The sequence below is a fragment of the Aestuariispira insulae genome, assembly GCF_003385955.1.
Lineage (GTDB): Bacteria > Pseudomonadota > Alphaproteobacteria > UBA8366 > Aestuariispiraceae > Aestuariispira > Aestuariispira insulae.
Genome location: NZ_QRDW01000011.1, coordinates 30,472 through 55,557 on the forward strand (window position 1 = coordinate 30,472; position 25,086 = coordinate 55,557).

Below are 25,086 nucleotides of genomic sequence, written 5' to 3' on the forward strand. Positions count from 1 at the left end.
CTTTCACTGATAATTTGACGTTACTATGTAACATGCCGTCCAAGTGACGCAAAGTCCTCAATTGTGACATTTCTTGGATATGCCAGCTGCCGAGTTAACGCCTATGATTGATTTGCCGTTATTTTCCTTCCCATGTCAGTATTGGCACATTTTGAGGCGCTAACGGAAAACCTGCTTGCCATCGTTTCAGGCTCACTAAGAGACATCGAGCCGCGCTTGTCGCGGGTTGAACAGAAACGGAAAGGCGGGCGAAAATGGCACGCGAAAGACGGCGGCGGTCCAGAAATGGACAGTCTGACCGGACAGACAATCACATTCCCCAATTGCCCTGGCGGATGATCAGAAATCCGAACAAGCCTTATGAGCTTTTTGATGAGGATCAGATCGACGCCATCCACAAGACATCCATGCGCATCCTGTCGGAGCTTGGCCTTCGGGTGATGGGCGATAATGTACTGGACCTCTTCGAACAGGCCGGTGCCAAGGTTGACCGGTCTGAAAAGACGGTCAGGATTGATGAGGATCTGGTCAACGATGCGCTTGCCACCGTGCCTTCATCCTTCACATTGACCCCGCGCAATGGGGATAAAAAAATATCATTGGGTGGCGATCATATGGTGTTCGGCCTGGTGGCGGGGCCGCCCAATGTCCATGATCGGGTCAATGGCCGCCGGTCGGGCAATTACCAGGATTATGTCAATTTCACCAAGCTGGCCCACCATTTCAATGCGATCCATATGATCGGCAACCAGGTCTGTGCGCCGATTGAAATGCCGGCCAACTCCCGCCATCTGGATACCTATAATGCCAACATCACCTATTCTGACCTGGCCTTCCATGTGACGGCCATCGGGCGCGGCCGGGCGCTGGATGGGATCAATATGATGGCGATCAGCCGGGGCATCTCGGTTGAGGATATGAAGACTGACCCGGGTGTAATCACGATCATTTCCGTCAATTCACCCAGATTGCTGGATGACGCCATGGCCGATGGTCTGATTACCATGGCCGAACATGGCCAGCCCTGTTCCATCACGCCTTTCACCCTGATGGGGGCGATGACGCCGGTGACCCTGCCGGCAGCACTGGCGCAGCAGAATGCCGAGGCATTGTTCGGCGTGGTGCTGACCCAGCTGGTCAATCCGGGCGCGCCGGTCATGTATGGTTCTTTCACCTCCAATGTGGATATGAGGTCCGGCGCGCCGGCCTTTGGCACGCCGGAAAATACCAAGGCCAATATTGTCGGCGGCCAGTTGGCCCGCCGCTATGGCATTCCTTACCGCACGTCGAACGCCAATGCGTCCAACTGTGTGGATCTGCAGGCGGCCTATGAAACCGGGAATGCCACCTGGGGTGCGGTCTTAGGCGGGGCCAACATCATCTATCATGCAGCGGGCTGGCTGGAAGGCGGCCTGACCGCCAGTTACGAAAAACTGGTGCTGGATGTGGAAATCTTGCAGCAGATGATGGAATTCATGACGCCTGTCAAATTCGATGAGGATGAATTGGCATTCGAAGCCATGAAACAGGTCCCGTCCGGCGGTCATTTTTTTGGCATCGATCATACCATGCAGCGCTATGAAAACGCCTTTTACCGGCCCATGCTGTCCGACTGGACCAATTATGAAAACTGGGAGCTGGCGGGCGCCAAGGACGCGCTCACCCGGGCGACTGAAATCTGGCAGAAAGCCTTGGTGGAATATGAACAGCCCGCCCTGGACCCGGCGATCCGGGAAGAACTGGACGCCTATATGGCCAAACGCCGGGAAGAGATCGGTGACGGGGAACCCTAAGAGACAAAAATCAGGTCAAACAATCGCGTATCGTTTAAGGGATCAATTGCGATGGAAATGAATAATACGGCCCAGGCCGTTGTGATTGGTGGCGGGCTTGTCGGCTGCTCCATCCTGTATCATCTGGCCAAGCTGGGCTGGACCGATGTGATGCTGCTGGAACGGTCTGAATTGACCTCCGGCTCCACCTGGCATGCGGCGGCGGGGGTGCATGGGCTGCATGACAATAACAATATTTCCAAGCTGCAATATTACACTATGAAGCTCTATGCAGAGCTGGAGCAGGAAACCGGACAATCCTGCGGCATCCACAAAAACGGCTATATTTATCTGGCACAGACGGAGGATCGCGAACATCAATTGCGTATCCAGGCGGCCAAGGCGAAATATTTCGGTGTCGATTTCTACGAACTGTCCCTGGATGAGGTGCGCAAGATGCATCCGTTGGTCAATCTGGAAGGGATCCGCTGTGCCTTTCATGAACCGGACGCCGGACATGTAGACCCCAGCGGCGTCACCTATGCCTATGCGCAGGGCGCGCGGCAGAGGGGTGCTGCGATCCACCGGTTTACCCCGGTGATTGAAACCAACCAGCGAGCCGATGGCACATGGGATGTGGTCACCCCCAACGGGACAGTCCATACCCAGGTGGTGATCAATGTGGCGGGCCTTTGGGGGCGCGAAGTGGCCAAGCTGGCCGGTTTCGAGTTGCCGCTGATGACCATGGAACATCAGTATTTTGTGACGGAAAACATCCCCGAGATCGAGGGGCTGGATTACGAATTGCCGGCGGTCGCGGACCGGGACGGCGAATATTACCTGCGCCAGGAAGGCAAAGGTCTGCTGGTCGGGGCCTATGAAAAAGACGGGCGTTTCTGGGCGGAAGAGGGCACACCCTTGGATTTCGGCCATGAATTGCTGCCTGATGACCTGGACCGTATCACCGAGAATGTGATGCGAGCCTGTGAGCGCATCCCTGCACTTGGTGAGGCCGGGATCAAGCGGGTCATTAACGGGCCGATGATCTGGACCCCGGATTCCGCAGCCCTCTTTGGACCGGTACCGGAGCTGAAAAACTATTATTGCTGCAACGGCATTATCCCCGGTTTCTCGCAATCGGGCGGCCTGGGCATGATGCTGGCGCAATGGGTTGTCGAGGGCGAGCCGGAATTGGATATGTTCCCCTGGGATCTGGCGCGCTATGGCAAATGGGCGGACAAAAAATTCACTAAGGAGCGGGCGCTGGATTGTTATTCCCATCGCTTCAAGATTCATTTTCCCTATGAAGAACGCGCGGCGGGCCGCGCGGTGCGCACAAGGCCGCTTTATGAAATTCAGAAGGACATGGGCGCTGTCTTTGGCCTGAACTATGGCTGGGAGCATCCGCTTTGGTTCGCCGGTGAGAGTGTCGAGCCGAAGGAGGATTACGGCTATACCCGTCAGAACTGGCATGGGCCGGTGGGCGAAGAATGCGAGGCGCTGCGGGCCGGGGCCGGTCTGATCGACATTTCCAACTTCGCGAAATATGAGATCAAGGGTGCTGGTGCCGCCGATTGGCTGAACCGGATTGTGGCCAACCGGGTTCCTGGCGTTGACGGCCGTTCCTGCCTGACGCCGCTTTTGTCCGTGCGTGGCGGCATTGCCGGTGATTTCACCATCACCAAACTGGCCGATGATCATTTCATGATGTTCGGATCGGGTATGGCGGAACGCTATCACCAGCGTTTCTTCCAGATGGTGGAAAAGCCGGAGAGTGTCACATTCGAGAGCCTAACCGAAAGCCATTGCGGCTTTAACCTGGCAGGCCCCAACGCTCGGGAAATCCTGTCCCGATTGACCGAGGGGGAGGATCTATCCAATGAAGGGCTGCGTTTCATGCGCTCCAGGCCAATGAAGGTGGCTGGCTGTGACGCGCTGGTGCTGCGGGTCTCCTTCACCGGAGATCTTGGCTATGAAATCTATATGAAGGAAGAAGATCAGGTCGCGGTCTATCAGGCGATCCTGGAAGCGGGACAGGATCTTGGCATTCGGCCGGTCGGTGGCCGGGCGCTTCTGAGCCTGCGTGTTGAAAAGGGATATGGATCCTGGGGTCGGGAATATTCCCCAGAATATTGGCCGCAGGAAGTGGGGCTGGACGGACTGATCAAGTTGGATAAGGAAGAAAATTTCCTGGGCAAGCAAGCCTATCTGGCGCTGAAAGACAAAGCGCCGCGGGAGAAACTTGTCTCACTTTCGGTTGAAACACCGTTCAACGCCGATGCAGTTGGTGGTGAACCGATCTTTGCTCTGGATGGCACCCCCGTGGGGCGGGTCAGCTCCGGTGCTTTTGGTCACACGGTGGGGACGTCCCTGGCGCTGGGCTTTGTGAAGACGGCTCATCTTAAACCGGGTGCGGAATTCGATATTGCGATCCTGGGGAAACCGCACCGGGCCAAATTGTTGGAAACACCGTTGTTTGATCCGAAAGGGGAGCGGCTTCGTAGTTAAGTTCGTTCAATTTTGACATCTGTCAAAACCTATTGGGGCGCTGATCAGCGCCCCTTTCTTTTTTTGGCTGCCGAGCCTGGTTAGCCAGCCTAAACAACTATCGAAAATCAATCGTTTCCCTGATTGGGGTGCCGTGCGTTAGGTTGTGGCCAGCAACTTTGAACAAACCGGGGATCTGCGGAATGATTGGTGAGACACATGGCCTGATGGGGGCGGTGCGGGATCGTTTTCATCATGTGGATGAATGCCCTTATCAGGGCGAGCGGGTGTTTTTTGAAAATGCCGGCGGGGCGCTGACCCTGAAATCGGTGGTGGATGTTTCGGCAAAACTGGCCGCCGTGCCGGATAATCAGGGGCGCGACAACCCGGCCTCCAAAGAATTGATGCGCCTGATCGATCAGGGCAGGTCGGATATCCACACCTTTTTTGGCGCAGGCTCGGGCCGGGTCTTTGTTGGGGAAAGTGGCACCGAGCTGCTGTTCCGCCTGATTTCGGTTGCCTGTTTGGGCGCGGAGAAACCGGGCCGGGTGGTTGGCAGCACGCTTGAACATCCGGCCACCAGCAGTGCCTGCACCCGCTGGGCATCGGTTGCGGGCCATGATTATGTGCAGGTGCCGCACAATAATGAAACGGGAACCGTAACGGCGGCTGATTATCTCGCGGCCCTGACGCCGGATACAAAAGTTGCCACTATCATTCATACCTCGCCCGTGACCGGCATGGGGGTTGATGTGGGGGGAATTGCCCGTGAGATCCGCAAAATCTCGCCCGACTGCTTCATCATCGTGGATGGTATCCAGCATGCCGCCCATGGGGGGCTGGATATCGATCGTTATGACATCGATGGTTATGTGATCTCGCCCTATAAGGTCTTTTCCCGCCATGGTTATGGCATCGCCTGGGTTTCTGATCGTTTTTCCAAATTGCCGCATGATGTCTTGGTGGGCGCACCGGAAGGGCAGTGGGAATTGGGCACCAGGGATACAGCCTCTTATGCCACTTTTTCCCAGGTGGTGGATTATTTCGATTGGCTGGGCGGGCATTTCATCGAAAGCCAGGACCGTCGGGACCGGATCAAAGCGGCAGGACATGCCATTCATGATCAGGAACAGCACCTGACTGATGCCATGCTGCATGGCACGGGCAACCTGCGCGGGCTTGCGGAAATGGACCATGTAAATGTCTTGTTCGGTATTGATAATCCGGCGCGAGAAGGGTTGGTCGCCCTCACCGTTGAGGGCTTGGGCGCCGTGGAGGTGGTTGCGGCCTTGAATGAGCGCGGGATCCGCACCCATGCAAGGAAAGCCGACCATTATTCCGGCAATGTGCTGAAGCCAATCGGTCTGGACGACTGTGTCCGGGTATCGCTCTGCCATTATAATTCAGAACAGGAGGTGGCCTCCTTCCTGGCGGCCATGGCTGAAATCGGCCGATGAGATAAGAAAGGGGGAGAGAGCAAATACTCTCCCCCTTTCCTGCCTGCCCACGACTGGTTGCCCGTTAAAGCCCGATGATCGGCTGCAGAAGCCTTGGCAACAGGCCCTTGAATTTCAGATTACCGTCAACGGCGATCAGGCAGATGCAATCTTCATCCGAGTCCGCGATCGGCTGGTGCGAAACCTCGCTGTCCAGGGTGGCGATGTCGCCGCGTTTGAACCGTCCCATTTCATCGGTATAAGACCCGTGCAGGATCAGGGTCAATTCCGATCCATTATGCGTATGTTGCGGAATGGTCGTGCCGGGCGCGATTTTGAGCAGTTTCAATGTCTGGTCAGAACCACCCTCCGGCGTCAGGTCGAACTGTTTGACACCCGGGACCATGGATTGCCAGGGCAGGCTTTTCAGGTCGCTGTGGGGCAATAGTTGCGCCAACGGCCCCGGTACATCGGAAAGCTCCCTGCCGGATGGTCTGGATTTCGGTGCCTTGGCAATGGGGCCGGCTTCTGCGATCTGCGCAAAAATGCAATCCAGGCTGTCCTCATTGACGGCAACGGGCTGCTCGTGTTCCATCAACTGGCCGGCAATTGCTTCATGCTGTGCCATGCGTTCCCGGCAGACCGGGCACAGGGTCAGATGGCTGGCAAGCACCACCTCAAAGGCGTGGCTTGTGTGGCCTGCGGCATAGGAAAAAAGAACTTCCTCAGAAATGTGATGTCTTGGTTCCATCACGCATCCTCCAATGCCGCTTTGATCCGGGCAATAGCCAGTCTGATCCTGGATTTCACGGTTCCGATTGGAATATCCAGTTGGTTGGCAATCTCGGAATGCGACATATCACTATAATAACAAAGTTTAATCACTTGCAGCTGCTCATGGGACAGGTCCCGCATGGCGGCTGAAATTCTCTCGCGGTCCTCGGATCTGGCAACCACCGCCTCTCCATCCTCCAGCGGGTCCGGGACCAGGGCCGGGTCCGTCAGGTCCACATCCGCCCGAGCCTGTTTGCGCAGCCGGTCAATGCGCCGGTTCCTTGCGATCGTGAAGATCCAGGTGCTGGCCCGTGCCTTTGCAGGGTCGAACTGATGGGCCTTTTGCCAAATCGTCACCATGGTTTCCTGCATCAATTCCTCCGCCTGGGCCAGGGATGCCCCCTGTTTAAGAAGGAAGGCTTTGATGCGGGGAGCGAAATGTTGAAACAGACGCGCGAAGGCGTCGCGATCTTGGGATTGGGCGACCGACTGCATGTCGGCGGCGAAATCCGGATCCGCTGCTGGATGTCCAGGCATGCGCGCTTTTTCTGTCACTACAATGTTTCCGTGCAGCATTGAATGTCCCCATTCTAATCTAGAAGGGATTACGCTCAACCCGTGAAATTGGATCAATGAAGAATCATGTTAATCCAAAATTTGTTCCTTGGCGTAGAGGGATCAGACACTTAACAAAGCTTGGAGGTTCTATGTCCCAGACGCGTCGAAAGGTTGCAGTCATCGGTTCCGGCATTGCCGGACTGTCGGCGGCCTGGCACTTGTCCAGGCATTGCGATGTCACTCTGGTTGAAAAGGATGATCGTCTGGGCGGGCACAGTAACACCGTTGATACGATCGACGGTCCAGTGGATACGGGATTCATTGTTTATAACGAGAAATGCTATCCCAATCTGGTCCAGCTTTTTCGGCATCTGGATGTGAAAACCTGTGAAACGGAGATGTCTTTCGGGGTGTCGGTCAATGAAGGCGCTTTGGAATATGCCGGCCGGGATTTGGCGGGTATGTTTGCGCAGAAGTCCAATTTCGTGAAACCGGCCTATTGGAAGATGATCAGCGATATCCTGCGGTTTTACCGCAACGCAGGCATGGCCTTGGCGCAGTCCCGGGAAGGTGAGGAAACCCTGGGTGACTATCTCAGCCGAAACGGTTATGGGCAGATGTTCATTCAAGATCATATCATCCCCATGGGAGCGGCGATCTGGTCGACCCCGGCAAATCAGATGCTGAAATATCCCCTGCGCAGCTTCCTGGTTTTTTGTGAAAATCATGGATTGCTGCAACTGGAGAACCGGCCGCAATGGCGGACCGTGGTCGGCGGCAGCCGGAATTATGTCAATCGCCTGATGGAGGCGTTCAGTGGTCGTGTCCTGACGGACCGGCCAGTGAAAACGGTGGAACGCCTGGCGGATGGCGTCCATGTGGAAAGCCATAGCGGCTGGCAGCAGCGGTTCGATGATGTGGTTTTGGCCTGTCATGCTGATCAGGCCCTGGCCATGATGAAAGACGCCGGGCATCAGGAACGTGATCTGCTCGGACGCTTCAAGTATCAGCGTAACCGGGCCATCCTGCATACGGATGAAAGTCTGATGCCCAAACGGCGTTCGGCCTGGTGCAGCTGGAATTATCTGGCTGAGGGTGAAACATCGGACCGCGAACTCTGCGTCAGCTATTGGATGAATAATTTGCAGCCCATTGCAGGCAAGCGGGACTATTTCGTGACCCTTAACCCGATCCGGGAACCGCGCGCTGGCAGCATTGTGCGCAGTTTCCTTTATGACCATCCAATTTATGATTTGGACTCTGAAAAAGCCCAGCATCAGCTGTGGCATTTGCAGGGCAATGGCGGCCTGTGGTTCTGCGGCAGTTATTTTGGCTATGGTTTTCATGAAGATGGTATTCAATCCGGCCTTGCCGTTGCGGAGGCAATTTCCGGCATTGCCAGGCCCTGGTCTGTCCCGGCGGGGTCGGACCGGGTCAACCTGCCGGAAAGCTGGCTGGAGGCATGGCCGCATAAAGAGGAAGCGGCATGACGTTGGCTCTCAACAGCGCGCTCTATCATGGTACGGTGATCCATCACCGCCTGGCACCAAAGCGCCATCGGCTGAAATATAGTGTTTTCAGCTGGCTGATCGATCTTGATGAATTGCCGGATCTGGACCGCTATCTACGGTTATTTTCCTGGAACGGAGCCAATCTTTTTTCCTTTCATGACCGTGATCACGGCGCGCGCTCCGGGGAGGCTTTGAAGGATTATGCGCAAAGGCTCTGCGCAGAGGCTGGCAGTGAAGACATGATCGAAAAGGTGTTCCTTCTCTGTTACCCGCGCCTTTGGGGCTACAGTTTCAACCCGCTTTCGGTCTATTTCTGTTACCGTGCGGATGGGGAAATGGCCGCCTGCATTTATGAAGTGCGCAATACGTTTGGTGAAAGCCACAGCTATGTCATGCCGGCAATCCGGCCCGGTGTGATTCGTCACAGCTGTAACAAGACCTTTTATGTTTCACCCTTCCTGCCCATGGAGGCGCGCTACCAGTTTCATATCCGCCCACCGGGGGAAACCGTGACGCTTGGGATCTGCCACGAGGCAGAGGATGGCGCGAAACTAACCGCGGTCTTTGCGGGCACTCGCCAGCCGTTGGGCGACCGCCATCTGCTCACCGCACTGGCAGGCAATCCCATGATGACCGTGAAGGTGATGGCAGGCATCCATTGGGAGGCGTTGAAAATGTGGCGCAAGGGCTTTGCCTTTCATGCCCGCCCGGCCCCGCCGGAAACGCCCTACACCGTTATTTCTACTCGCGATATTGCCGGAAAATAAGCATGACCCAGATAGAAGAAATCTCCCCGATCGGACAAAATAGTCCCGCCCGCAAACGGTTTTTCCCAAGTCTTCAGGGGATTGCGGAACGTCAGGCCCGCAAGGCACTGGCGGAATTGAAACAAGGACAGCTTGATGTTGTTTTCCCCAATGGCGATGCGCGGGCCTTTGGGATGGAAGAAAGCCTGCGCGCCGATATCACCATCCATGACAGCCGGTTGTTCCGGCGCGCCCTGACTGGCCGTGAAACCGGACTGGCGGAAAGCTATATGGATGGCGATTGGGACAGTGGGGACCTCACCGCGTTGCTGCGGGTGTTGTTGCGCAATGAACCGCATTTTGTCTCCGCGCTGCCGGGCGGGGTATTGTCCCGGGTCGCCGGACGGGTGCGCCATCTGGTCAACCGAAACAGTCTGAGCGGTAGCCGGAAAAACATTGCCTATCATTATGATCTGGGGAACGCGTTTTATGGCCTTTGGTTGGATAAGACCATGACCTATTCTGCCGCGCTCTATGAAGGGCTGTCGCTAACCCTGGCGGAGGCTCAGAACCGGAAATATGACCGGATCGCCGAGTGGGCGGAGATTGGTGCAGGGGACAGAATTCTGGAAGTCGGCTGTGGCTGGGGTGGTTTTGCCGAACGCGCCTGCCTGGGAAAAGATGCGCATATACAGGGCCTTACCCTGTCCAAGGAGCAATGGGTCTTTGCTCGGGAGCGGGCCATAGAGGGTGGTTTTACAGATCGCTCTCAATTCCTGCTGCAAGATTATCGGGACAGCCAGGGCAAGTTTGATGCGGTTGTTTCCATCGAGATGTTTGAGGCGGTTGGCGAGGCCTATTGGAATCAGTATTTCACCATGCTGAAGGACCGGTTGAAACCTGGTGCGCCGGCGGTGCTGCAGGTAATCACCATTGATGAAGACCGTTTTAAACGCTATCGGCGCGGTGCGGATTTTATCCAACGCTATATTTTCCCAGGCGGCTTCCTGCCCACGATATCAAAGATGCGCGAATTGGGGCTGCGCCATGGTCTTGAAATGGAAGACAATTTGATGTTCGGGATGGACTATGCCCGTACGCTGTTGCTTTGGCGGAAGGATTTTGAGGAAAACTGGCCAGCCCTGGAAAAGATGGGGTTTGACGAAAGGTTCCGGCGCATGTGGCGTTTTTATCTCTGTTATTGCGAAGCCGGGTTCCTGGAAAATTCGATCGATGTCGGCCTCTTCAAATTTCGTCAAGCTGATTGACCGGGCTCAGTTGGCGCTGTACGGCGCCCCGGCATTTGCGCTCGCAATCCCGCTGATCCCGGCCCAGGTTCTGCTGCCGGAATTTTATGCGGCCAATACCGCGGTGGCACTCTCTGCGGTGGGGCTGGCCCTTTTGCTGGCGCGGGGGCTGGACTTTCTGACCGACCCCCTGATTGGGGCCCTGGTGGACCGGAGCCTGATGGCCGGGCGCGGTCTGCGCCGGATGATCGGCGGTGGGGCAATGCTCTGCGGCGGCAGCCTTTATCAGCTTTTCACCCCTGAACCGGGTGCGACGGCGCTTTATCTCTTTATCTGGTCTGCTTTGCTATTTTGCGGATGGTCATTCATCCAGATCCCTTACACGGTTTATGCGGCAAGATTGTCTGCCGTGCCCAAGGACCGGTTGCGTTTGAATGGTGCCCGGGAGGCGGCGGGTATCCTGGGGATCATGGCGGCTTCGATATTTGTTGCCATATGGGCAGTGGATGATCCGGCCCGGCAATTGCGGGATCTGGCGCTGCTGACCATGATTGCAGGAGGTGGGGCTCTTCTTTTTTTCTTATGGTTTATGCCGGTATTGCGGGCGGCACCGGACGACTTTCCCATAAAGCGGGATGGTTGGTTTTCGATGCTGGGTTTTGCACCGGCCCGGCGTCTGGTCAGCGCATGGTTTTTGAACGGGATTGCCAACGGGTTGCCGGCGGTCTGTTTCCCCCTCTATCTGGCACTGATCCTGGAAGGAAGCAGTACGGAAAAAGGGATTGCCTTAATGCTGTATTTCCTCTCCGCGGTTTTGGCGGTGCCGGTTTGGGTGCGATTGTCTTCATCCGTGGCCACGCACCGCGTCTGGTGTTGGGCGATGATCCTGGCCTGTATGGCATTTGCCTTGGTGCCGTTTCTGGGGCCTGGCGATATGGTGTTTTTCTCGCTTGTCTGCCTGGTGACGGGTATTGCCTTTGGCGCGGACCTGGCGTTGCCGCCTGCTATCCAGGCGGATGTTTCCGACTGGGACCGGGATCAGAATGGCCGGGACCGGGCCGGCAGTCTGTTTGCGCTCTGGGGCATGACCACCAAGCTTGCGCTCGGACTTGCGGCGGGCATTGCATTGCCGGTTCTGCAATGGGCCGGTGTTTCCGCCGGGGCGGAAAGCGCGACCGAGGCCGGGAAAACCGCTTTGATCCTGATCTATTCAGGCATGCCTGTCGTAATCAAGATAAGTGCCATTTGCCTGGTCTGGTCCTTTCCCAATGCATATCGGCCAATGATGCATCCTACGGGTTTTTCAGGAGAACGAGAATGAAACGGGTTTTGATGGCTTTTTTTGCAATATTGGCCATTCAGGGATGCAGTGGAATGCAGCCGGAGGATTTCGCCGGTCAGGAACCGGAACTTGATCTTTTTGAGTATTTTGACGGTCAAACGCAGGCGTGGGGCTGGTTCGAAGATCGCTTTGGAACGGTCCGGCGTCAATTTCATGTGTCCATTTCCGGCACAATTGATGACGGTGTGCTGACACTTGATGAAGATTTCACCTACCGCGACGGGGAACGGTCAAAGCGGGTTTGGCGCATCCGGAAGGATGGAAAAAGCGGTTATGCGGGCGAGGCTGATGACGTGATTGGCCGGGCCACGGGTCGTGTGTCGGGCAATGCGCTCAATTGGCGATATACCTTGGCGCTGCCCATCGGTGACAATGTCTGGCATGTCCAGTTTGATGACTGGATGTTCCTGCAGGAAAACGGGATCTTACTCAACCGGGCCGTGGTCCGAAAATGGGGGCTGGAGCTGGGCCGGGTTTCAATTTTTTTCTCTAAAGGGAAAGACGTTTCCTGATCCAGGCCATGGGCAGGCGCAGCAACGGCAGCCGACCATAAAAGTAAACGCCGGAATCCCAGTAATCCACATGCGCACTGATCCGGCCGGAAGGGTCCAGGCTGATCTCGCTGAAGCCTTCGAAATCCATCTTGCCGATCACGGGCGCTAACCCTGAGAAACGCCATTTAACAACCCGGTTCTCCTCTGTCGGGCTTTCCCAGATCGACAGGATTTCAAACCTGGGCGAACGCACATCCTTGCGGGTTTGTTCAAGCAGGCGGATCAGTTTTTCGGATCCCCGGAAGTCATTGAACGGGTCTTGAAACCGATAGTCATTGCTGACCAGGCTGTGGGCCTGGCTCAGGTCTGTACTGTCAATCTGCCGGAACAGGTCGAGATAGGCATTAAGGCTGTTCATTGTCATGATGCTCGGGGGTTCCGGTCAGTCGGCGTGTGAGGGGGAAAAAGAGACCATAAGGCAGGATTGCCAAGGCTTTCAATATCCAAACAAATTTTGCGGGAAAGGCAATTTCGAACCGTTTGCTGTTCAGGCCATGTCGGATGGTTTGTGCCGCCTGGTCGGCGGTTATCAGGAAAGGCATGGGAAAATCATTTTTGGCGGTCATGGGGGTTTCGACGAAACCCGGATTGATGATCTGGATCTGAACCCCCCGGTCCCGGCATTCTCCATGCAGGCTTTCGGCATAGCTGATCAAGGCCGCTTTCGTTGCGCCGTAGATCCCAGCGTTGGGCAAGCCGCGATAACCGGCAACAGAGCCGACAATGGCAATCCGGCCCCGTCCGCGTTCCAGCATGGCGGGCAGGATGCTGCCCACCCCGTTGACCACCCCCGTCAGATTGGTGGCGATTTGCTTTGCCGCGTCTTCGGGATTGATTTCACTGGTGGGGCCGGGCTGATAGATGGCGGCATTGAAGATGACAAGGTCGGGCAGGCCATGGTTTTCCATGATCCGGTCATAAGCCGCCCTGAGGCTTTCCACATCGGAAACATCGGCTGGTTGGCCATGAAAATGCGGATGGCCGGCGACCGCGGCCTCGAGCCGTTCAGAAGGGCGCGCGGTGAGACAGACCTGACTGCCTTCATCGGCCAGCAAACGGGCAAGGGTCTGACCGATCCCGCTGCTGGCGCCGGTGATCCAGACGGTCGGGAAGGCGGGGCCCGTCATGAAAGATGCCCCAGGCATTGGCGGCATCGATATTGGATGGTTGATCCGTCACTGGCCTGGAATTGCAGGGCGACCCAGCGGCCCTGGCGGTCGTACCAGACTTGGGTATCCAGCTCACCGCTATAAACATATCGGGTTGCCTTGATCTTACGGCCTTCCGCTTCAATCCATTCCTGCCCGGCGTTGGTGATGGTCACTTTGTTCAGATTGCCGGTGAGGGTGTTGAGCACCTGGTTTTGCTCTGTCACCGCCGCATTCCAATGATTGGTGGTGAAGATCGGGCCTGGAATATTGTTGGTGCCGTCAGGGCTTTTGATTTGAAGGGTCTTACCCCGCCGCATGGCATTGATTTCCCGGCGATCGTCATTTTCCTCTATGCGGGCTGACAGCCGGACCAGGGTGCTGCCATCCCAGGTTTCTTCAGACTGATAGGAAAAATCATACACAGGGAACATCATGAATTTCACTTCCAGGGACATATCTGCCTGGATTTTCAGGAAGCCGTCCTCCCGGCCAAACCGCATCACCTGTTTACCCACCGGCAATCCGTCCCGGAAAATATCATATTGGGCACGGGGACCATAAAGGCTCAGGGGATCGGTTTCGGCCTGGACAGCAGCCGACGAAAAGGCGGCAATGCCAGTGATACAGAAGACGAGCAGTTTGGCCGTGGCTCTCATGATTTTTTCCCAGAAAATGAAAGGTCATTTATGCTACGGATTTTCTGCCATTTCGGATTACCATTTTGACGGTTCCCCCTTTCATTTTCGCCCTATTCGACTATGATTTCGCCATGATTGAAATCGAACGAAAATTCCTGGTCCGTCATACCAATTGGGGCCAGCCGGAATCCAGCAGGAGAATTGAGCAGGGCTATCTGTTCATTGCTGAAGGACGGAGCATGCGGGTGCGCCGTACGGGGGAAGCCTACGAAATGACCTTGAAGGTTCAGGGCGAAGGCCTCATGCGCCACGAGATCAACACTGATATCGATGCGGCCCAGGGTCAAAAGATCCTGGACGAGCTTTGCGTTGAGCCGCCGATCCAGAAAACCCGGCATGTGATTGCCTTTGCCGGCAAGACCTGGGAAGTGGATGTCTTTGATGGGGCCAATGACGGCCTGATCATGGCTGAGATCGAGCTTTCTTCCGAAGATGAACAGTTCGACTTGCCTGATTGGATCGGTCCCGAAGTCACCGATGATGACAGGTTTTTCAATTCCGCCCTGTCCAGCCACCCTTTCCAGGATTGGGGCGTCAGCTATGATGATCTGATTGCCAGTAAGGAAGCGGCCTGACCGCTCGCCTGTTACGGTATGAATGTAAATAAGAAGCCCCGGCGATGAGCCGGGGTTTTTTCATTTGAAGGCAGTTGCCAGATCAGTCCAGTTCCTTGTTGATTTCACGCCATAGTTCCCGGTAGGAAAGCGCCGGTGCTGTCCGGGGGGCAAAATCACCGACCGGGGCCCGCTCGATTCCCATTTTCTCGACCGCGCTGGCATAGGGAATATTGGCCTCGATATGGCCTTTTCCCTTGGCGGCAAACTCTTCTATGATGTCCTTGTGCATTTTCTTGCGCCGATCGACCATGGAGAAGAAGGTGCGCAGCTTAAGCCCTTTGATTTTTTCCTCTTTCAGGAAAAGCCTGATCTGATCCAAGGTCCTGATGGACAAAGTGGTGGGCAGCATCGGCACGATCAGCATATCGCTGGCGCGGAAGATTTGCTGGGACAGTTCGGAAATGCTGGGCGGGCAATCGAATACGATCAGGTCATATTCTTTTTTCAAAGGCGTGATCAGTTTTTTCAGCCGGGAGTCTTTCTCATCGGCAAAGCGCAAATCCAGGTCACGATAGGAAAAATCGGCCGGCAGAAGGTCAAGGTTGGTGTAATCCGTGCCTTTGATCAGATCATCCAGGTCGGACTTGCCCTTGACGATTTTCTTGCCGCCGCCTTTGACTTTGGGTTTGACGCGAAAATAGAAACTGGTCGCGCCCTGGGGATCCAGATCCCAGATCAGGGTGCGCAACCCGGACTGGGCCGCCTGGTAGGACAGGTTGACGGCTGTGGCGGTTTTGCCGACCCCGCCCTTCATATTATAAATGCTGATGACTTTCATGCGGCCTTACCCCCGGCTTTTGAACAGTTTCTTGAAAGAATCCTTCACCTCGTCGGTGCTGAACGCGTCAAAACGCACATGAAACGCCCGTCTTGCCCCGCCTTGTTTCTGCAGGATGGAATCGGCAACCATGCCCATGGCCATCTGGGTTTCCACAGGTGCCTTTTTCGCTTCGGCCATGTCGCGGCCCAATTGTAAAATGGCGTTGGACTGAACCTCGGTATCCTGAAATTCCCCCAGGACATTCTGGAAACTTTTTAAGGCCTTGATCAGCTTGCCGATCTCACCGGCGGGATAAAGACTTTGGAAAAACTCCAGCAGATAGCGCAGTTTCTTGCAGGTGATGCGCAGGTCATGCAGCATTTCAGCGGGCGAATCCTCATCAATGGCGCCGCCTTCCTTCATCACTTTGCGATAGGCTTTCCAGATCCGGCTATCGGCCAACTCCTTGACCGGTAACTCGGCATCCTCGCCGCGCGAACTTTTCTGGTGTCCTTCAGTCAGATAATGACGCCAGTCATTGAGGATCTTGCGATAGCGCGCACTGCCGATCAGTCTTTGCACCTGAGCATGGGCTTTGCCCTGCTTGGAGACAAGGTAATCCTTGAATGGGGTCAGATAGTCCCGGTAGCTTTCGGAGATGCTGCCCTGGATTTTCGGGAAATCAAGCAGGTAGACATCAAGGTCGCGCATGTCGTTGGTTTGTTGGCCGATCCATTTGAAATCATCCTTGGCCTTGGCAATCACCTTGGGCGGCAGCACGCCTTTGTCCAGTTGGCTGAGCGCGGATCTTGTGCGGCGTATGGCGACACGGAAATCATGGAGGAATTCCGCGTCGATATTGGCGGCCGTTCCTTCTTCATTGCGCTCGATGGTGTCCAGCAAGGTGAGATGAACCAGATGGGATGCCTGCTGGGCGGTCATATGAGGTTCAAGATGCAGTTTCAATTTTGAACTGTAGTCACCCGGGGTGACTTTGATCAGATCAAGCCCTTTCAGGAATGGGGCACGGTCTTCGGTTTTACGCTGGTAGCTGTCATCCAACAAGGCCATGGCCTTCTCAGCGGCTTTGGCATAACCGCGGATCGGCTCCAGAACCAAACGGACGCCTAAGGCTTTCCGGGCGCGGGAACCGGGTTTGGCGGCCTCGATAGATTCCAGGTTCAACCGGAAGAGGGCTTTGCCCTCTTTGTCGCGCACTGCCATCGCTGTGCGCAGGGCATGCAGGTCCAGCCTGGCCATCAGGCGACGGACATCGATCAACTCTTCCACCATGTCCCTGATCCGCCCAGAGCCGAAATCATCGGCGAAACCGGTTTTCAGGCGACCGGGCATGGAGGCGAGGATTTCATCAGCGTTCAAAGATTCAACCTGGATATCGGATTGGTCCTCATGCTGGCTGACACAAAGGGCTTTGCCAGCGTCGAAGAGCCGCCAGTCAAAGGTGTCATAGTAGCTGAGCTTGAACGAACGCTCCGAGGCGGTCTCGACCTTGCCAACGCCTGCAAGAAGTTTGGCAATATCCAGTGCTGTGTCGGTATCGGCCAACTGGTAAGATACGGTTTCCCTGCTCACGATTTTAAAAACTCCCGTCGGCAAGGTGAAGCGGGAGTAGCTGGCCGAACGGCGGCCAGGGCATATGAAAATCGATCAATCGGTTACTCCCACGCCAGAACTGATTGTCGAGAGGGTGCTGCAAATATGTTTGGAAATCAAGGGCGATAGGGGAATAACTTGTCTCGATACAACCGGCCCCTGGCTCAATAAAAAACACCCGCGCTCTTAAGGCTATAGATAGTCTGTGAAGTTTGTGTGGCGGAAATATAGTTGTAAATGAAACTATTTCAAGCCTCCTTTGGGGGGAGGGTATATGCATCCCTTAAAAAGCCGCACTGACAACGCAGGGTCGTTTTATTGAGGGCGGCGTTTTTGTTGAGGGGGAACATCATGTTAGTCTTGCTGGGGCCTTTTCTTTTAACTTCATCCCGACTTGGGAGGCAGGTTTGAAAAATCTAGTGCCGGGTGTTCGAAATGCGGTGCGTGCCGTCATTCTGGAGGGCGGCCGGTTGCTGGTTCAACATAAATTCTATGCCGATGGTCGGGAACGGTTTGTGCTGCCAGGCGGTGCGCCTGAGGGTGGAGAGACCCTGGAACAGGGGCTAAAACGGGAATGCCGCGAGGAGATTGGCGCGGATATCACTGTTCTCCGGCTGTTGCATGTGGCGGACTTCCTGAAGCCGAGGGAAACCGACCCGGTCACCTACCGCCAGCAGGTGGAGTTTCTTTTTTTATGTCAGCTGCCGGAAGGCTATGTTGCCGGCAACGGCCCCCATCCGGACAAGCATCAGCAGGCGGTTTTGTGGCTACCGGTGGCCGAACTCTGTCATAAAAACTTCTTTCCCGGGGGCTTGAGCCGCCTATTGTCAAAGCCTATACAGGCTGAGCCCGTCTATCTGGGCCTGATTGAATGAAAAGTGTAAGGACCGCATGCAGTTACCCATCGCCGTCCGCGACAACCTCTTTTTCCTGCTCAGTGAAACCGCCTCCCAGGTGGCCAATCTGCAGGTCTTGCTGGAAACCCTGTCGGACTCTGTCGGCCAGCGCATCCTGGACCGGACCGGTTACAGCTATAATCTGAACATGCGCATCCATGACGGCTGCGCCAGGACCCTGCGCCGGTCGAAAAAGGACGATGTGGATATCTATTCCCTGCGCGCGGCGGAGAGCATTGCCTCCAGTCTGGAACAGATCACCGCGCTGACCCATGATTGTGTGCGATTGGTTCTGAAGCTGGATCAGGCCGACAAACTGAAAAAGCGCCCCCATGCCGCCCAATTGGAAGAGGTGATGAAGGGGATTGGCCTGATTGAAAAGGCGGTTGAGAAATATGATACCCGCCTGGCGCTGAAAATCGGCAATATTGAGCGCAAGTTGGATCGGGCCTATGACAAACTCTATCAGGAACATCTGAAGGAACTGCGCAAAACCAAACATGCCGAAGAGGTGGTGACATCGCTTTTTGTTGGTCAGCGGATTGCAGAAATGGGTGACGTTCTGTTGCTGATCAGCGAGGCAATCATCTCCGCCAGACTGGGCCAGCCGATGCATATGGAACGCTTTCGGTCGTTGGAAACGGCGCTATCGGATCTGGGGCTGAAAAAGGCGCGGGTTGAACCTCTGGCGGCGACCAAATCAGGAAGCGGCATCTCCGGGATCTCGGATCCCGATGCTGATGACAAGGATTACGTGGCGATCTTCAAGGACGGCAAGAAAGACAAGATGCTGGAAGAGCGCGACAGCGTTGAGAGTTGGCACGAGATCTTTCCTGGCCTGGCGCCGCAGATTTTTTCCTACAAGAAACAGGGTAAGCATGCGTCCCTCCTGATCGAGCATCTGCCGGGCCGCACTTTCGAACAGATCGTGCTGCAAAATGAAGATGATCTGCTGGGAAAAGCGCTTAAGCATTTGACCAAGACCCTGAACGCGGTCTGGGTGGAAACCAAATCGAAAAAGATTTATCCGGCATGCCATATCGGCCAGCTGCGTAAACGCCTGGACAGTGTGATTGATTTGCATCCGGATTTTCGGCCGGGACCGGTTAATATCAACGGCTGTTCGATCAAATCCATGGACCAGTTACTGGATCAGGCAGAAAAGCTGGAAGAGAAGTATCCGCCGCCCTTTTCCGTTTACATCCACGGAGATTTCAACCTGGACAATATCATTTTCGATCCCCAGGAGAAATCGATCCGCTTCATTGATCTGCATCGGTCGCGTTATATGGATTATGTGCAGGATGTGGCCGTGTTCATGGTGTCGAATTACCGACTGCAGGCGCTGGACAAGCCCACCCGGGAGCGCATCCGCCTGGTTGCGTCGCAAATTTACGCCTTTGCTGCGGATTTCGCGGATAAGAATAAAGACAGGAATTTTGAGATTCGCCTGGCGCTGGGCCTGGCGCGGTCATTCATCACATCGACGAGGTTCATTCTGGACCAGACCCTGGCCAGCAACATGTTCTGGCGCGGCCAGTATCTGCTGAAACGGGTCGGTGAGATCAAGCCCAAGACCGCCCGTGCCTTCCGCCTGCCTGTTGAGGAGCTGTTTAAATGAGCAATCTTAAAATCGCCGTGATCGGCATTCCCGGGAAATGGTCCACTGAAGTGCTGGGCGACGCGCTGGAACAGCGGACCGGTTATCGGTTGGTTTTGGATATGGCCGAGGTGACGGCGGATCTGGCCGATGGAAGACTGCATGCGCGTGGGGTGGATCTCACCATGCTGGACGGTATCATCGTCAAAAAAATCAGTCAGGAATATAACCCCAACACCCTGGATCGGATCGAGTTACTGCGCCTGGCGGAAAATAAAGGCGTGCGTATCTTCTCACACGCCGAAACGATTGTACGCATGATCGACCGGCTATCTTGCACCATGACGCTTCATAATGGCGGCATCCCCATGCCCGGCACCATCGCAACCGAAGATATCGAAGCCGGTGTGGATGCAGTTGAACGATTTGGCGGCGCGGTATTCAAACCGCTGTTTTCCACTAAAGCGCGCGGCATGTGCGTGATCGGCGCGGACCAGCCGGAACCGGCGATCCGGGCGGCGGTGGGGGCGTTTAAATCGGAAAACCCGATGATGTATATTCAGCAACGCCTGGACCTGCCCGGGCGCGACTATGGCATGGTTTTTCTGGGGGGCGACTATCTGGGGACCTATGCCCGTGTGTCCCAGGGCGACAGCTGGAACACCACCATTCAGGATGGCGGAAAATATGCGCCCCATGACCCGCCTCAATCTACCATTGATCTGGCCTCAAAAGCCGAACGGCTGTTTGGTATGGATTTCACCACGGTGGATGTGGCGGATACAGATGAAGGGCCGATTGTCTTTGAGGTTTCCGCATTTGGCGGTTTTAAGGGCGCCAAGGAAGGCATTGGCATCGACGCGGCAGGCCTTTATGCGGATTATGCGATTAACAAAGTGAGCAAGGGATGAAGGTAATCGAAGCAGCCGAACGCTTGATCAATGGGCGAGAGCTGATTGAAGGCTCGGTGACCCTGGATCTGGACGGTTTCACCGTTGCGGTCTATTCCAACGATGAACGGATGTTGGAACGGCTGGGAATTTATTTCTCTTCAGTGCTCGGTGCCGGGGAGCCGGACGTGGAAATCCTGGTGTTGGAAGGGGCAGTGCCGGAGCTGGAGCTGGCATTTGCCGACTGGAGCCGGGAACCGGGAAAGACGGGGCGCAAGGACGCGATCGCGGATCTGGAGGATGGCCGAATACTGCGCAAGGTGCGCACCGGCATGACCTTCCTGCAAAGCCGGTCCCATCTGATTGCGGCGGGTGCTTGTCTTGCCAATGACAATCAGGTGATCAATTTCATCCTGAACCAGCAGATGAGCCATATTCAAAACCATGGCGGCCTGATCTGCCATGCATCAGGGCTGGTCCGCCAGGGGCGCGGTCTTGGCATTGCCGGTTTTTCCGGTGGCGGCAAATCGACCTTGATGTTGAAAATGATGGAACAGGATGATGTTGATTTCCTGACCAACGACCGGCTTTTCCTGACCCCGGAAGCCGGTGCGGTGACGGCTCACGGCATTGCCAAGATGCCGCGCGTCAATCCGGGCACATTGCTGAATTCCGACCGCCTGCGCACGCTTCTTGGGGAAGAGCGATGCCGTGAGCTGGATAGTTTGCCGGTATCCGCGCTTTGGGACCTGGAAGAAAAATATGATGTGGATATTGAGGATTTCTATGGTGAGGGCCGGATTGCGGCCAGAGCGCCGTTTGGGGCCTTCCTGATCTTGAATTGGAAGCGGGATGGGATGGAGGATTGTGAAATTGCGCCGGTGGAACTAGATGAGCGTCCCGACCTGCTGCCGGCTGTGATGAAATCACCGGGGCCGTTCCATCAGGATACAGAGGGACGGTTTCTGGAAGATGGCGCGGTATTGGACCCTGCACCCTATTTGGCCTGCCTTACGAATCGGCCTATCTTTGAGGCCACAGGCAAAGTCGATTTTGATGCGGCTGTCCGGTTCATCCAGGCAATGAAACTGTAACCGACCGGAATAAGAGAACAGATAAATGCTCCGGGAAATATTAATTTACAGGCAGGGAAAAGCCCGTGACGGTGGCCGTCGGGGGGCCAGGGGCCGCAAATTGACCGATGAGGGCAAGCGCGATGCCCAACGCATGGGTGTCTGGCTGGACCGGAACGGGCTGGTGCCTGACCAGATCTATTCCTCCAATTCCTTTCGGGCCCGCAGTACCGCCAACAATTGCTGCAAGGCGGCCAACCTGGGCGTTGCCGAGGTGATCTTAGATGCGGACCTTTACCGGGCGGGTCGCAAGAATCTGATTGGCTTTCTCCGGAACCTGCCGGAGCAAACAAAACGGGTGATGATTGTCGGCCATAACCCGGGGTTGGAGAAACTGGTGAATTATCTGGGCCGGACATCCGACAAGGACAGTGCGGTGGAAATGGATGCGGGCAGCCTGGCCCATCTGCGTTTTACCGGAGGTTGGCAAAACCTGGATAAGGGCTGTGCGCAAATGATCCATCTGGTTCATCCACGCCAACTGCCGGAGAAATTCCCCTACCCAACCCCTGATGGTCCGGAACAGCGGCTCCGGCCGGCCTATTATTACAGCCAGTCGGCAGTGGTGCCTTTTCGCAAGCGCAAGGGCAAACTGGAAATTTTGTTGGTGACTTCGGGCGGTGGCAAAAAATGGATCATCCCCAAAGGCATTCATGATCCGGGCATAACCGCACAGGATTCCGCGGCCAAGGAAGCCTTTGAAGAGGCAGGGGTTCTTGGGACGGTATTGGATTGTAAGCTTGGCCAATACGCATATTCCAAATGGGGAGCGACCTGCGAGGTTGTGGTCTTCCCGATGGAAGTGACGCGCGAACTGCCATCCAGCCAATGGGACGAAAGCCATCGGGACCGCCGTTGGCTGCCCGTCAAAAAGGCGGCAAAGCTGATCAGCAATGATGATATCAAGCTGATCGTGAAATCCCTGCCGGATTGCCTGGGGGATTGCGGTTGATGAACGGGCGGATCGCGGTGCTTTTGCGTCACGGGGATTATCATCAAAAGCCGGGTGTTCCAAGCGCGCACCAACCCTTTCCGCTGACGGGGAAAGGGTGCCGCCAGGCAGCGGAAGCGGCCGGGTTGTTGATGGATATGGCGCGCGATAAGGGTTGGGCGGTCAACCCGGTAATTCACTGTTCAAATTTGCTGCGAGCCTGGCAAACGGCGGAAATCATCGGGGAAAACACGGATCTGTTCGAACGTCAGATCGGGCATGATGATCTGGCGGAACGCGGGGTCGGCAGCGCGGCCAATCTTACCGTGGCCGAGATTGAAAAAAGTCTGGCCGATGATCCGCGCTTTGATGCGCCGCCAAAAGACTGGAAAAGCAACAGTCACTATTGCCTGCCGTTGCAAGGTGCGGAATCGCTGATCCAGGCGGGCGCGCGCGTGGCAACCCGTATCGGTGAGATACTTCGGGCCGTAGAAGGGGGGACACAGCCGGTGATGACCGTGTTTGTCGGGCATGGGGCTGCTTTCCGGCATGCTGCCTATCATTTGGGAGTGCTGGCTTTTGAGGATATTGCGCGTCTAAGCATGTATCATGCAAAGCCGGTTGCCCTGGCGGATGGGGGCGATGCCCCCTGGCATCATATTGCCGGGGAATGGAAAATCCGCGCGGAAGCGGTAGAAAACCGGAATCTCGATTGACCATGGCCCGATTGAAAACCGAACCCCATGTGCCACGCTATCGTGGAAAAAGCTGGATTAAGCCCAAACTGCCGCGGGATGTGCGTGACTGGACCCATGGCGGGGAAAAATCCATAGCACTTGATGGTGACAGTCCGGAAATCCTGGCGGCTGTGTTGGATGAGTTCCATAAGCGCCGGGCTTGGAAATGGCCGAAGCGGCGCCATTACTTCTTTTCCGACCTGCATGGAGACCCGGATGCTTTTGCTGCTTCGCTGGTGGCCTCTGGCGGTGTTCATAAGACAGGGCCCGGGCCGACCGACTTCGTGTTGACACCCAAAGGCAAAAAGGGCGCCTTTGTCATTGGCGGGGACTGCTTTGATAAAGGCCCGAGTAGTCTTGGTCTGTTGCGCACGATCCACCATCTGATGAAACAGGGTGCGCGTGTGCGTGTGCTGGCGGGCAACCATGATGTCCGGGTGTTTCTCGGCATGGGCGTGGTCGGCCAGGAAAAAGATCCCCATAATGAGCATTTCTTTATCCGGACCGGCCAGAAGATCATCCCGCTGCTCAAGGAGGTTTGGGAGGAATATCTGGCGGACGGCAAGGGCCTGAAGGGTATTCCGGGGCGCAAGGAATGCCGCCGGCGGCTTTTCCCCGATGACCAATGGCCGGAAGCCTTTCCCAAGATCGCCGAGGGGAAGGTGCGCAAGGCCCAGATCCATAGGGAAATCGTCCGTATTTCCAAGAAAATGCAAAAGTTTGAAAAAGCCTGTGAGGAGCAGGAGTTGTCGCTGCGCCAGGTCTATGCGGCGGTGGAAAAATGGAAACAGTTGTTTTTGGACGCAGATGGTGAATTTCACTGGTTCTTCAAACGCATGCGCTTGGCTTACAAAGTCGGCTCGCTGTTGTTTGTCCATGCAGGGGTGGATAATGAGATCGCACGCGATCTGGGCCGCGGCGGCGTGCGTGAAATGAACCGTGCCTTTAAGACGGCATTGAAGGAAAAGCCATTTGATTTCTATTACGGCTCGCTCTGCAATACCGTCAGGACCAAATATCGCCAGGTAGATATGCCCTTTTCCACCAAGGGCGCGCGCCATGTGCGCAAGGCCGGGATTACCGCTATCATTCACGGCCATCGCAATCTGCATCACGGCCAGCGCATATCCAGCCGCAAGAGCCTGATCAGTTTTGAATGTGATGCGACCTTGGACCGGCATTCCAGGAAGAAGGAAAATGTCCGGGGGCATGGAGCAGCGGTGACCATCATTGAACCCAAGGGCTGTATCCTTGGGATCTCCAGCGATTATCCCTATGTGAAGAAATTCGACCCCAGGGAAACCCTGGATCATCTGAAAAGCATCCAGCCGAAACAGAGGCGACGCGTATGAAACAAAATGGACGATTCCGACATGAATCCCTTCAGGACCGCAGCAGCATCCAGGATTTGCTGAATGCCCTGAATGAGGGGATGGCCAGAGGCAAGCTGGTTTTAGAAAACGAGGATGGCAAACTGGAATTGAACCCTGCGGACCTGGTGAATTTGCGCATTTCCGCCACGGCCGATGAGGATCGGAACCGTCTGGATATCCGGATTTCATGGCAGGGCGAGCGGGAAGTGCCCAAGGGCAAGAAAATTCCGCTTAAATCGGACTGAGCCTGTTCTTAGAT

At 55.6% G+C, this 25,086-nt stretch carries 24 protein-coding genes; 17 read left to right on the plus strand and 7 right to left on the minus strand.

Going from position 1 to position 25,086, the window contains the following annotated elements; all coding sequences use genetic code 11:
- The first annotated feature begins 254 nt into the window (after positions 1–254).
- The 3 genes from DFP90_RS18925 (at position 255) to DFP90_RS18935 (ending at position 5,716) form a co-directional block, all read left to right on the plus strand.
- The gene (locus tag DFP90_RS18925) at positions 255–1,793 is read left to right on the plus strand and encodes a trimethylamine methyltransferase family protein (RefSeq protein ID WP_115938343.1); all 1,539 of its coding nucleotides are present in this window, start codon (positions 255–257) and stop codon (positions 1,791–1,793) included.
- A 51-nt stretch (positions 1,794–1,844) separates the two neighbouring features.
- Positions 1,845–4,280 carry a GcvT family protein gene (locus tag DFP90_RS18930; protein ID WP_218044738.1) on the plus strand — a complete coding sequence of 812 codons (2,436 nt, stop codon included), beginning with the start codon at positions 1,845–1,847 and terminating at the stop codon, positions 4,278–4,280.
- 182 nt (positions 4,281–4,462) lie between these two features.
- The gene (locus DFP90_RS18935) at positions 4,463–5,716 is read left to right on the plus strand and encodes an aminotransferase class V-fold PLP-dependent enzyme (RefSeq protein ID WP_115938345.1); all 1,254 of its coding nucleotides are present in this window, start codon (positions 4,463–4,465) and stop codon (positions 5,714–5,716) included.
- 64 nt (positions 5,717–5,780) lie between these two features.
- On the opposite strand, the gene DFP90_RS18940 is transcribed toward DFP90_RS18935, so the two are convergent.
- The gene (locus DFP90_RS18940) at positions 5,781–6,446 is read right to left on the minus strand and encodes a ChrR family anti-sigma-E factor (protein ID WP_115938347.1); all 666 of its coding nucleotides are present in this window, start codon (positions 6,444–6,446) and stop codon (positions 5,781–5,783) included.
- Entirely contained in the window at positions 6,446–7,006 is a 561-nt protein-coding gene (locus DFP90_RS18945) for a sigma-70 family RNA polymerase sigma factor (RefSeq protein ID WP_115938480.1), read from the minus strand. Before DFP90_RS18945 ends, DFP90_RS18940 begins: the two co-directional genes overlap by 1 nt.
- Before the next feature lie 170 nt (positions 7,007–7,176).
- On the opposite strand from DFP90_RS18945, the gene DFP90_RS18950 reads away from it, so the two are divergent.
- The 5 genes from DFP90_RS18950 to DFP90_RS18970 are packed head-to-tail and all read left to right on the plus strand — an operon-like array spanning position 7,177 to position 12,385.
- The gene (locus tag DFP90_RS18950; RefSeq protein WP_115938349.1) at positions 7,177–8,517 is read left to right on the plus strand and encodes an NAD(P)/FAD-dependent oxidoreductase; all 1,341 of its coding nucleotides are present in this window, start codon (positions 7,177–7,179) and stop codon (positions 8,515–8,517) included.
- Positions 8,514–9,305, plus strand: coding sequence for a DUF1365 domain-containing protein (locus tag DFP90_RS18955; protein ID WP_181905456.1), 792 nt, complete (start codon positions 8,514–8,516; stop codon positions 9,303–9,305). The genes DFP90_RS18950 and DFP90_RS18955 overlap by 4 nt, the downstream gene beginning before the upstream one ends.
- Positions 9,306–9,307: 2 nt before the next feature.
- Positions 9,308–10,552 (plus strand): SAM-dependent methyltransferase, encoded by a 1,245-nt coding sequence (locus DFP90_RS18960; protein ID WP_115938351.1) that lies wholly within the window; start codon positions 9,308–9,310, stop codon positions 10,550–10,552.
- Complete coding sequence (locus DFP90_RS18965) at positions 10,518–11,852, plus strand: MFS transporter (RefSeq protein WP_147301062.1); 1,335 nt, start codon at positions 10,518–10,520, stop codon at positions 11,850–11,852. The genes DFP90_RS18960 and DFP90_RS18965 overlap by 35 nt, the downstream gene beginning before the upstream one ends.
- Positions 11,849–12,385, plus strand: a complete 537-nt coding sequence (locus DFP90_RS18970; protein WP_115938355.1) for a DUF3833 domain-containing protein — start codon at positions 11,849–11,851, stop codon at positions 12,383–12,385. The genes DFP90_RS18965 and DFP90_RS18970 overlap by 4 nt, the downstream gene beginning before the upstream one ends.
- Here the strand turns inward: DFP90_RS18970 and DFP90_RS18975 are convergent.
- Genes DFP90_RS18975 through DFP90_RS18985 form a run of 3 tightly spaced genes read right to left on the minus strand, consistent with a single transcriptional unit; the run spans position 12,363 to position 14,234 of the window.
- On the minus strand, positions 12,363–12,791 hold the full coding sequence (locus DFP90_RS18975) for a DUF2358 domain-containing protein (RefSeq protein ID WP_115938357.1): 429 nt from the start codon (positions 12,789–12,791) through the stop codon (positions 12,363–12,365). The genes DFP90_RS18970 and DFP90_RS18975 overlap by 23 nt on opposite strands.
- Positions 12,772–13,554, minus strand: coding sequence for an SDR family NAD(P)-dependent oxidoreductase (locus DFP90_RS18980; protein WP_181905457.1), 783 nt, complete (start codon positions 13,552–13,554; stop codon positions 12,772–12,774). Before DFP90_RS18980 ends, DFP90_RS18975 begins: the two co-directional genes overlap by 20 nt.
- Positions 13,551–14,234 (minus strand): DUF6134 family protein, encoded by a 684-nt coding sequence (locus DFP90_RS18985; RefSeq protein ID WP_115938361.1) that lies wholly within the window; start codon positions 14,232–14,234, stop codon positions 13,551–13,553. The genes DFP90_RS18980 and DFP90_RS18985 overlap by 4 nt, the downstream gene beginning before the upstream one ends.
- A 65-nt stretch (positions 14,235–14,299) precedes the next feature.
- Here DFP90_RS18985 and DFP90_RS18990 point away from each other — a divergent pair, with 65 nt between their 5' ends.
- On the plus strand, positions 14,300–14,851 hold the full coding sequence (locus DFP90_RS18990; RefSeq protein ID WP_218044739.1) for a CYTH domain-containing protein: 552 nt from the start codon (positions 14,300–14,302) through the stop codon (positions 14,849–14,851).
- A gap of 82 nt (positions 14,852–14,933) precedes the next feature.
- Here the strand turns inward: DFP90_RS18990 and DFP90_RS18995 are convergent, their stop codons facing one another.
- Together DFP90_RS18995 and DFP90_RS19000 are read right to left on the minus strand one after the other, a co-directional pair.
- A complete protein-coding gene (locus tag DFP90_RS18995; protein ID WP_115938363.1) occupies positions 14,934–15,671 on the minus strand; it encodes a ParA family protein in 738 nt (245 codons plus the stop codon).
- A 6-nt stretch (positions 15,672–15,677) separates the two neighbouring features.
- On the minus strand, positions 15,678–17,246 hold the full coding sequence (locus DFP90_RS19000) for a CHAD domain-containing protein (protein ID WP_147301063.1): 1,569 nt from the start codon (positions 17,244–17,246) through the stop codon (positions 15,678–15,680).
- A 428-nt stretch (positions 17,247–17,674) separates the two neighbouring features.
- Here DFP90_RS19000 and DFP90_RS19005 point away from each other — a divergent pair, with 428 nt between their 5' ends.
- Genes DFP90_RS19005 through DFP90_RS19040 form a run of 8 tightly spaced genes read left to right on the plus strand, consistent with a single transcriptional unit; the run spans position 17,675 to position 25,072 of the window.
- The gene (locus DFP90_RS19005; RefSeq protein ID WP_218044740.1) at positions 17,675–18,142 is read left to right on the plus strand and encodes an NUDIX domain-containing protein; all 468 of its coding nucleotides are present in this window, start codon (positions 17,675–17,677) and stop codon (positions 18,140–18,142) included.
- A 16-nt stretch (positions 18,143–18,158) separates the two neighbouring features.
- Positions 18,159–19,784, plus strand: a complete 1,626-nt coding sequence (locus DFP90_RS19010) for an aminoglycoside phosphotransferase family protein (protein ID WP_115938369.1) — start codon at positions 18,159–18,161, stop codon at positions 19,782–19,784.
- Positions 19,781–20,674 (plus strand): GAK system ATP-grasp enzyme, encoded by an 894-nt coding sequence (locus DFP90_RS19015; RefSeq protein WP_115938371.1) that lies wholly within the window; start codon positions 19,781–19,783, stop codon positions 20,672–20,674. The genes DFP90_RS19010 and DFP90_RS19015 overlap by 4 nt, the downstream gene beginning before the upstream one ends.
- Entirely contained in the window at positions 20,671–21,747 is a 1,077-nt protein-coding gene (locus DFP90_RS19020; RefSeq protein WP_115938373.1) for an HprK-related kinase B, read from the plus strand. Before DFP90_RS19015 ends, DFP90_RS19020 begins: the two co-directional genes overlap by 4 nt.
- Before the next feature lie 25 nt (positions 21,748–21,772).
- Positions 21,773–22,738, plus strand: coding sequence for an NUDIX domain-containing protein (locus tag DFP90_RS19025; RefSeq protein ID WP_115938375.1), 966 nt, complete (start codon positions 21,773–21,775; stop codon positions 22,736–22,738).
- Complete coding sequence (locus DFP90_RS19030; protein ID WP_115938486.1) at positions 22,738–23,433, plus strand: histidine phosphatase family protein; 696 nt, start codon at positions 22,738–22,740, stop codon at positions 23,431–23,433. The genes DFP90_RS19025 and DFP90_RS19030 overlap by 1 nt, the downstream gene beginning before the upstream one ends.
- Positions 23,434–23,435: 2 nt before the next feature.
- On the plus strand, positions 23,436–24,806 hold the full coding sequence (locus DFP90_RS19035; protein ID WP_181905458.1) for a metallophosphoesterase family protein: 1,371 nt from the start codon (positions 23,436–23,438) through the stop codon (positions 24,804–24,806).
- Positions 24,803–25,072, plus strand: coding sequence for an amphi-Trp domain-containing protein (locus tag DFP90_RS19040; protein ID WP_115938379.1), 270 nt, complete (start codon positions 24,803–24,805; stop codon positions 25,070–25,072). Before DFP90_RS19035 ends, DFP90_RS19040 begins: the two co-directional genes overlap by 4 nt.
- Positions 25,073–25,086: the final 14 nt, after the last annotated feature.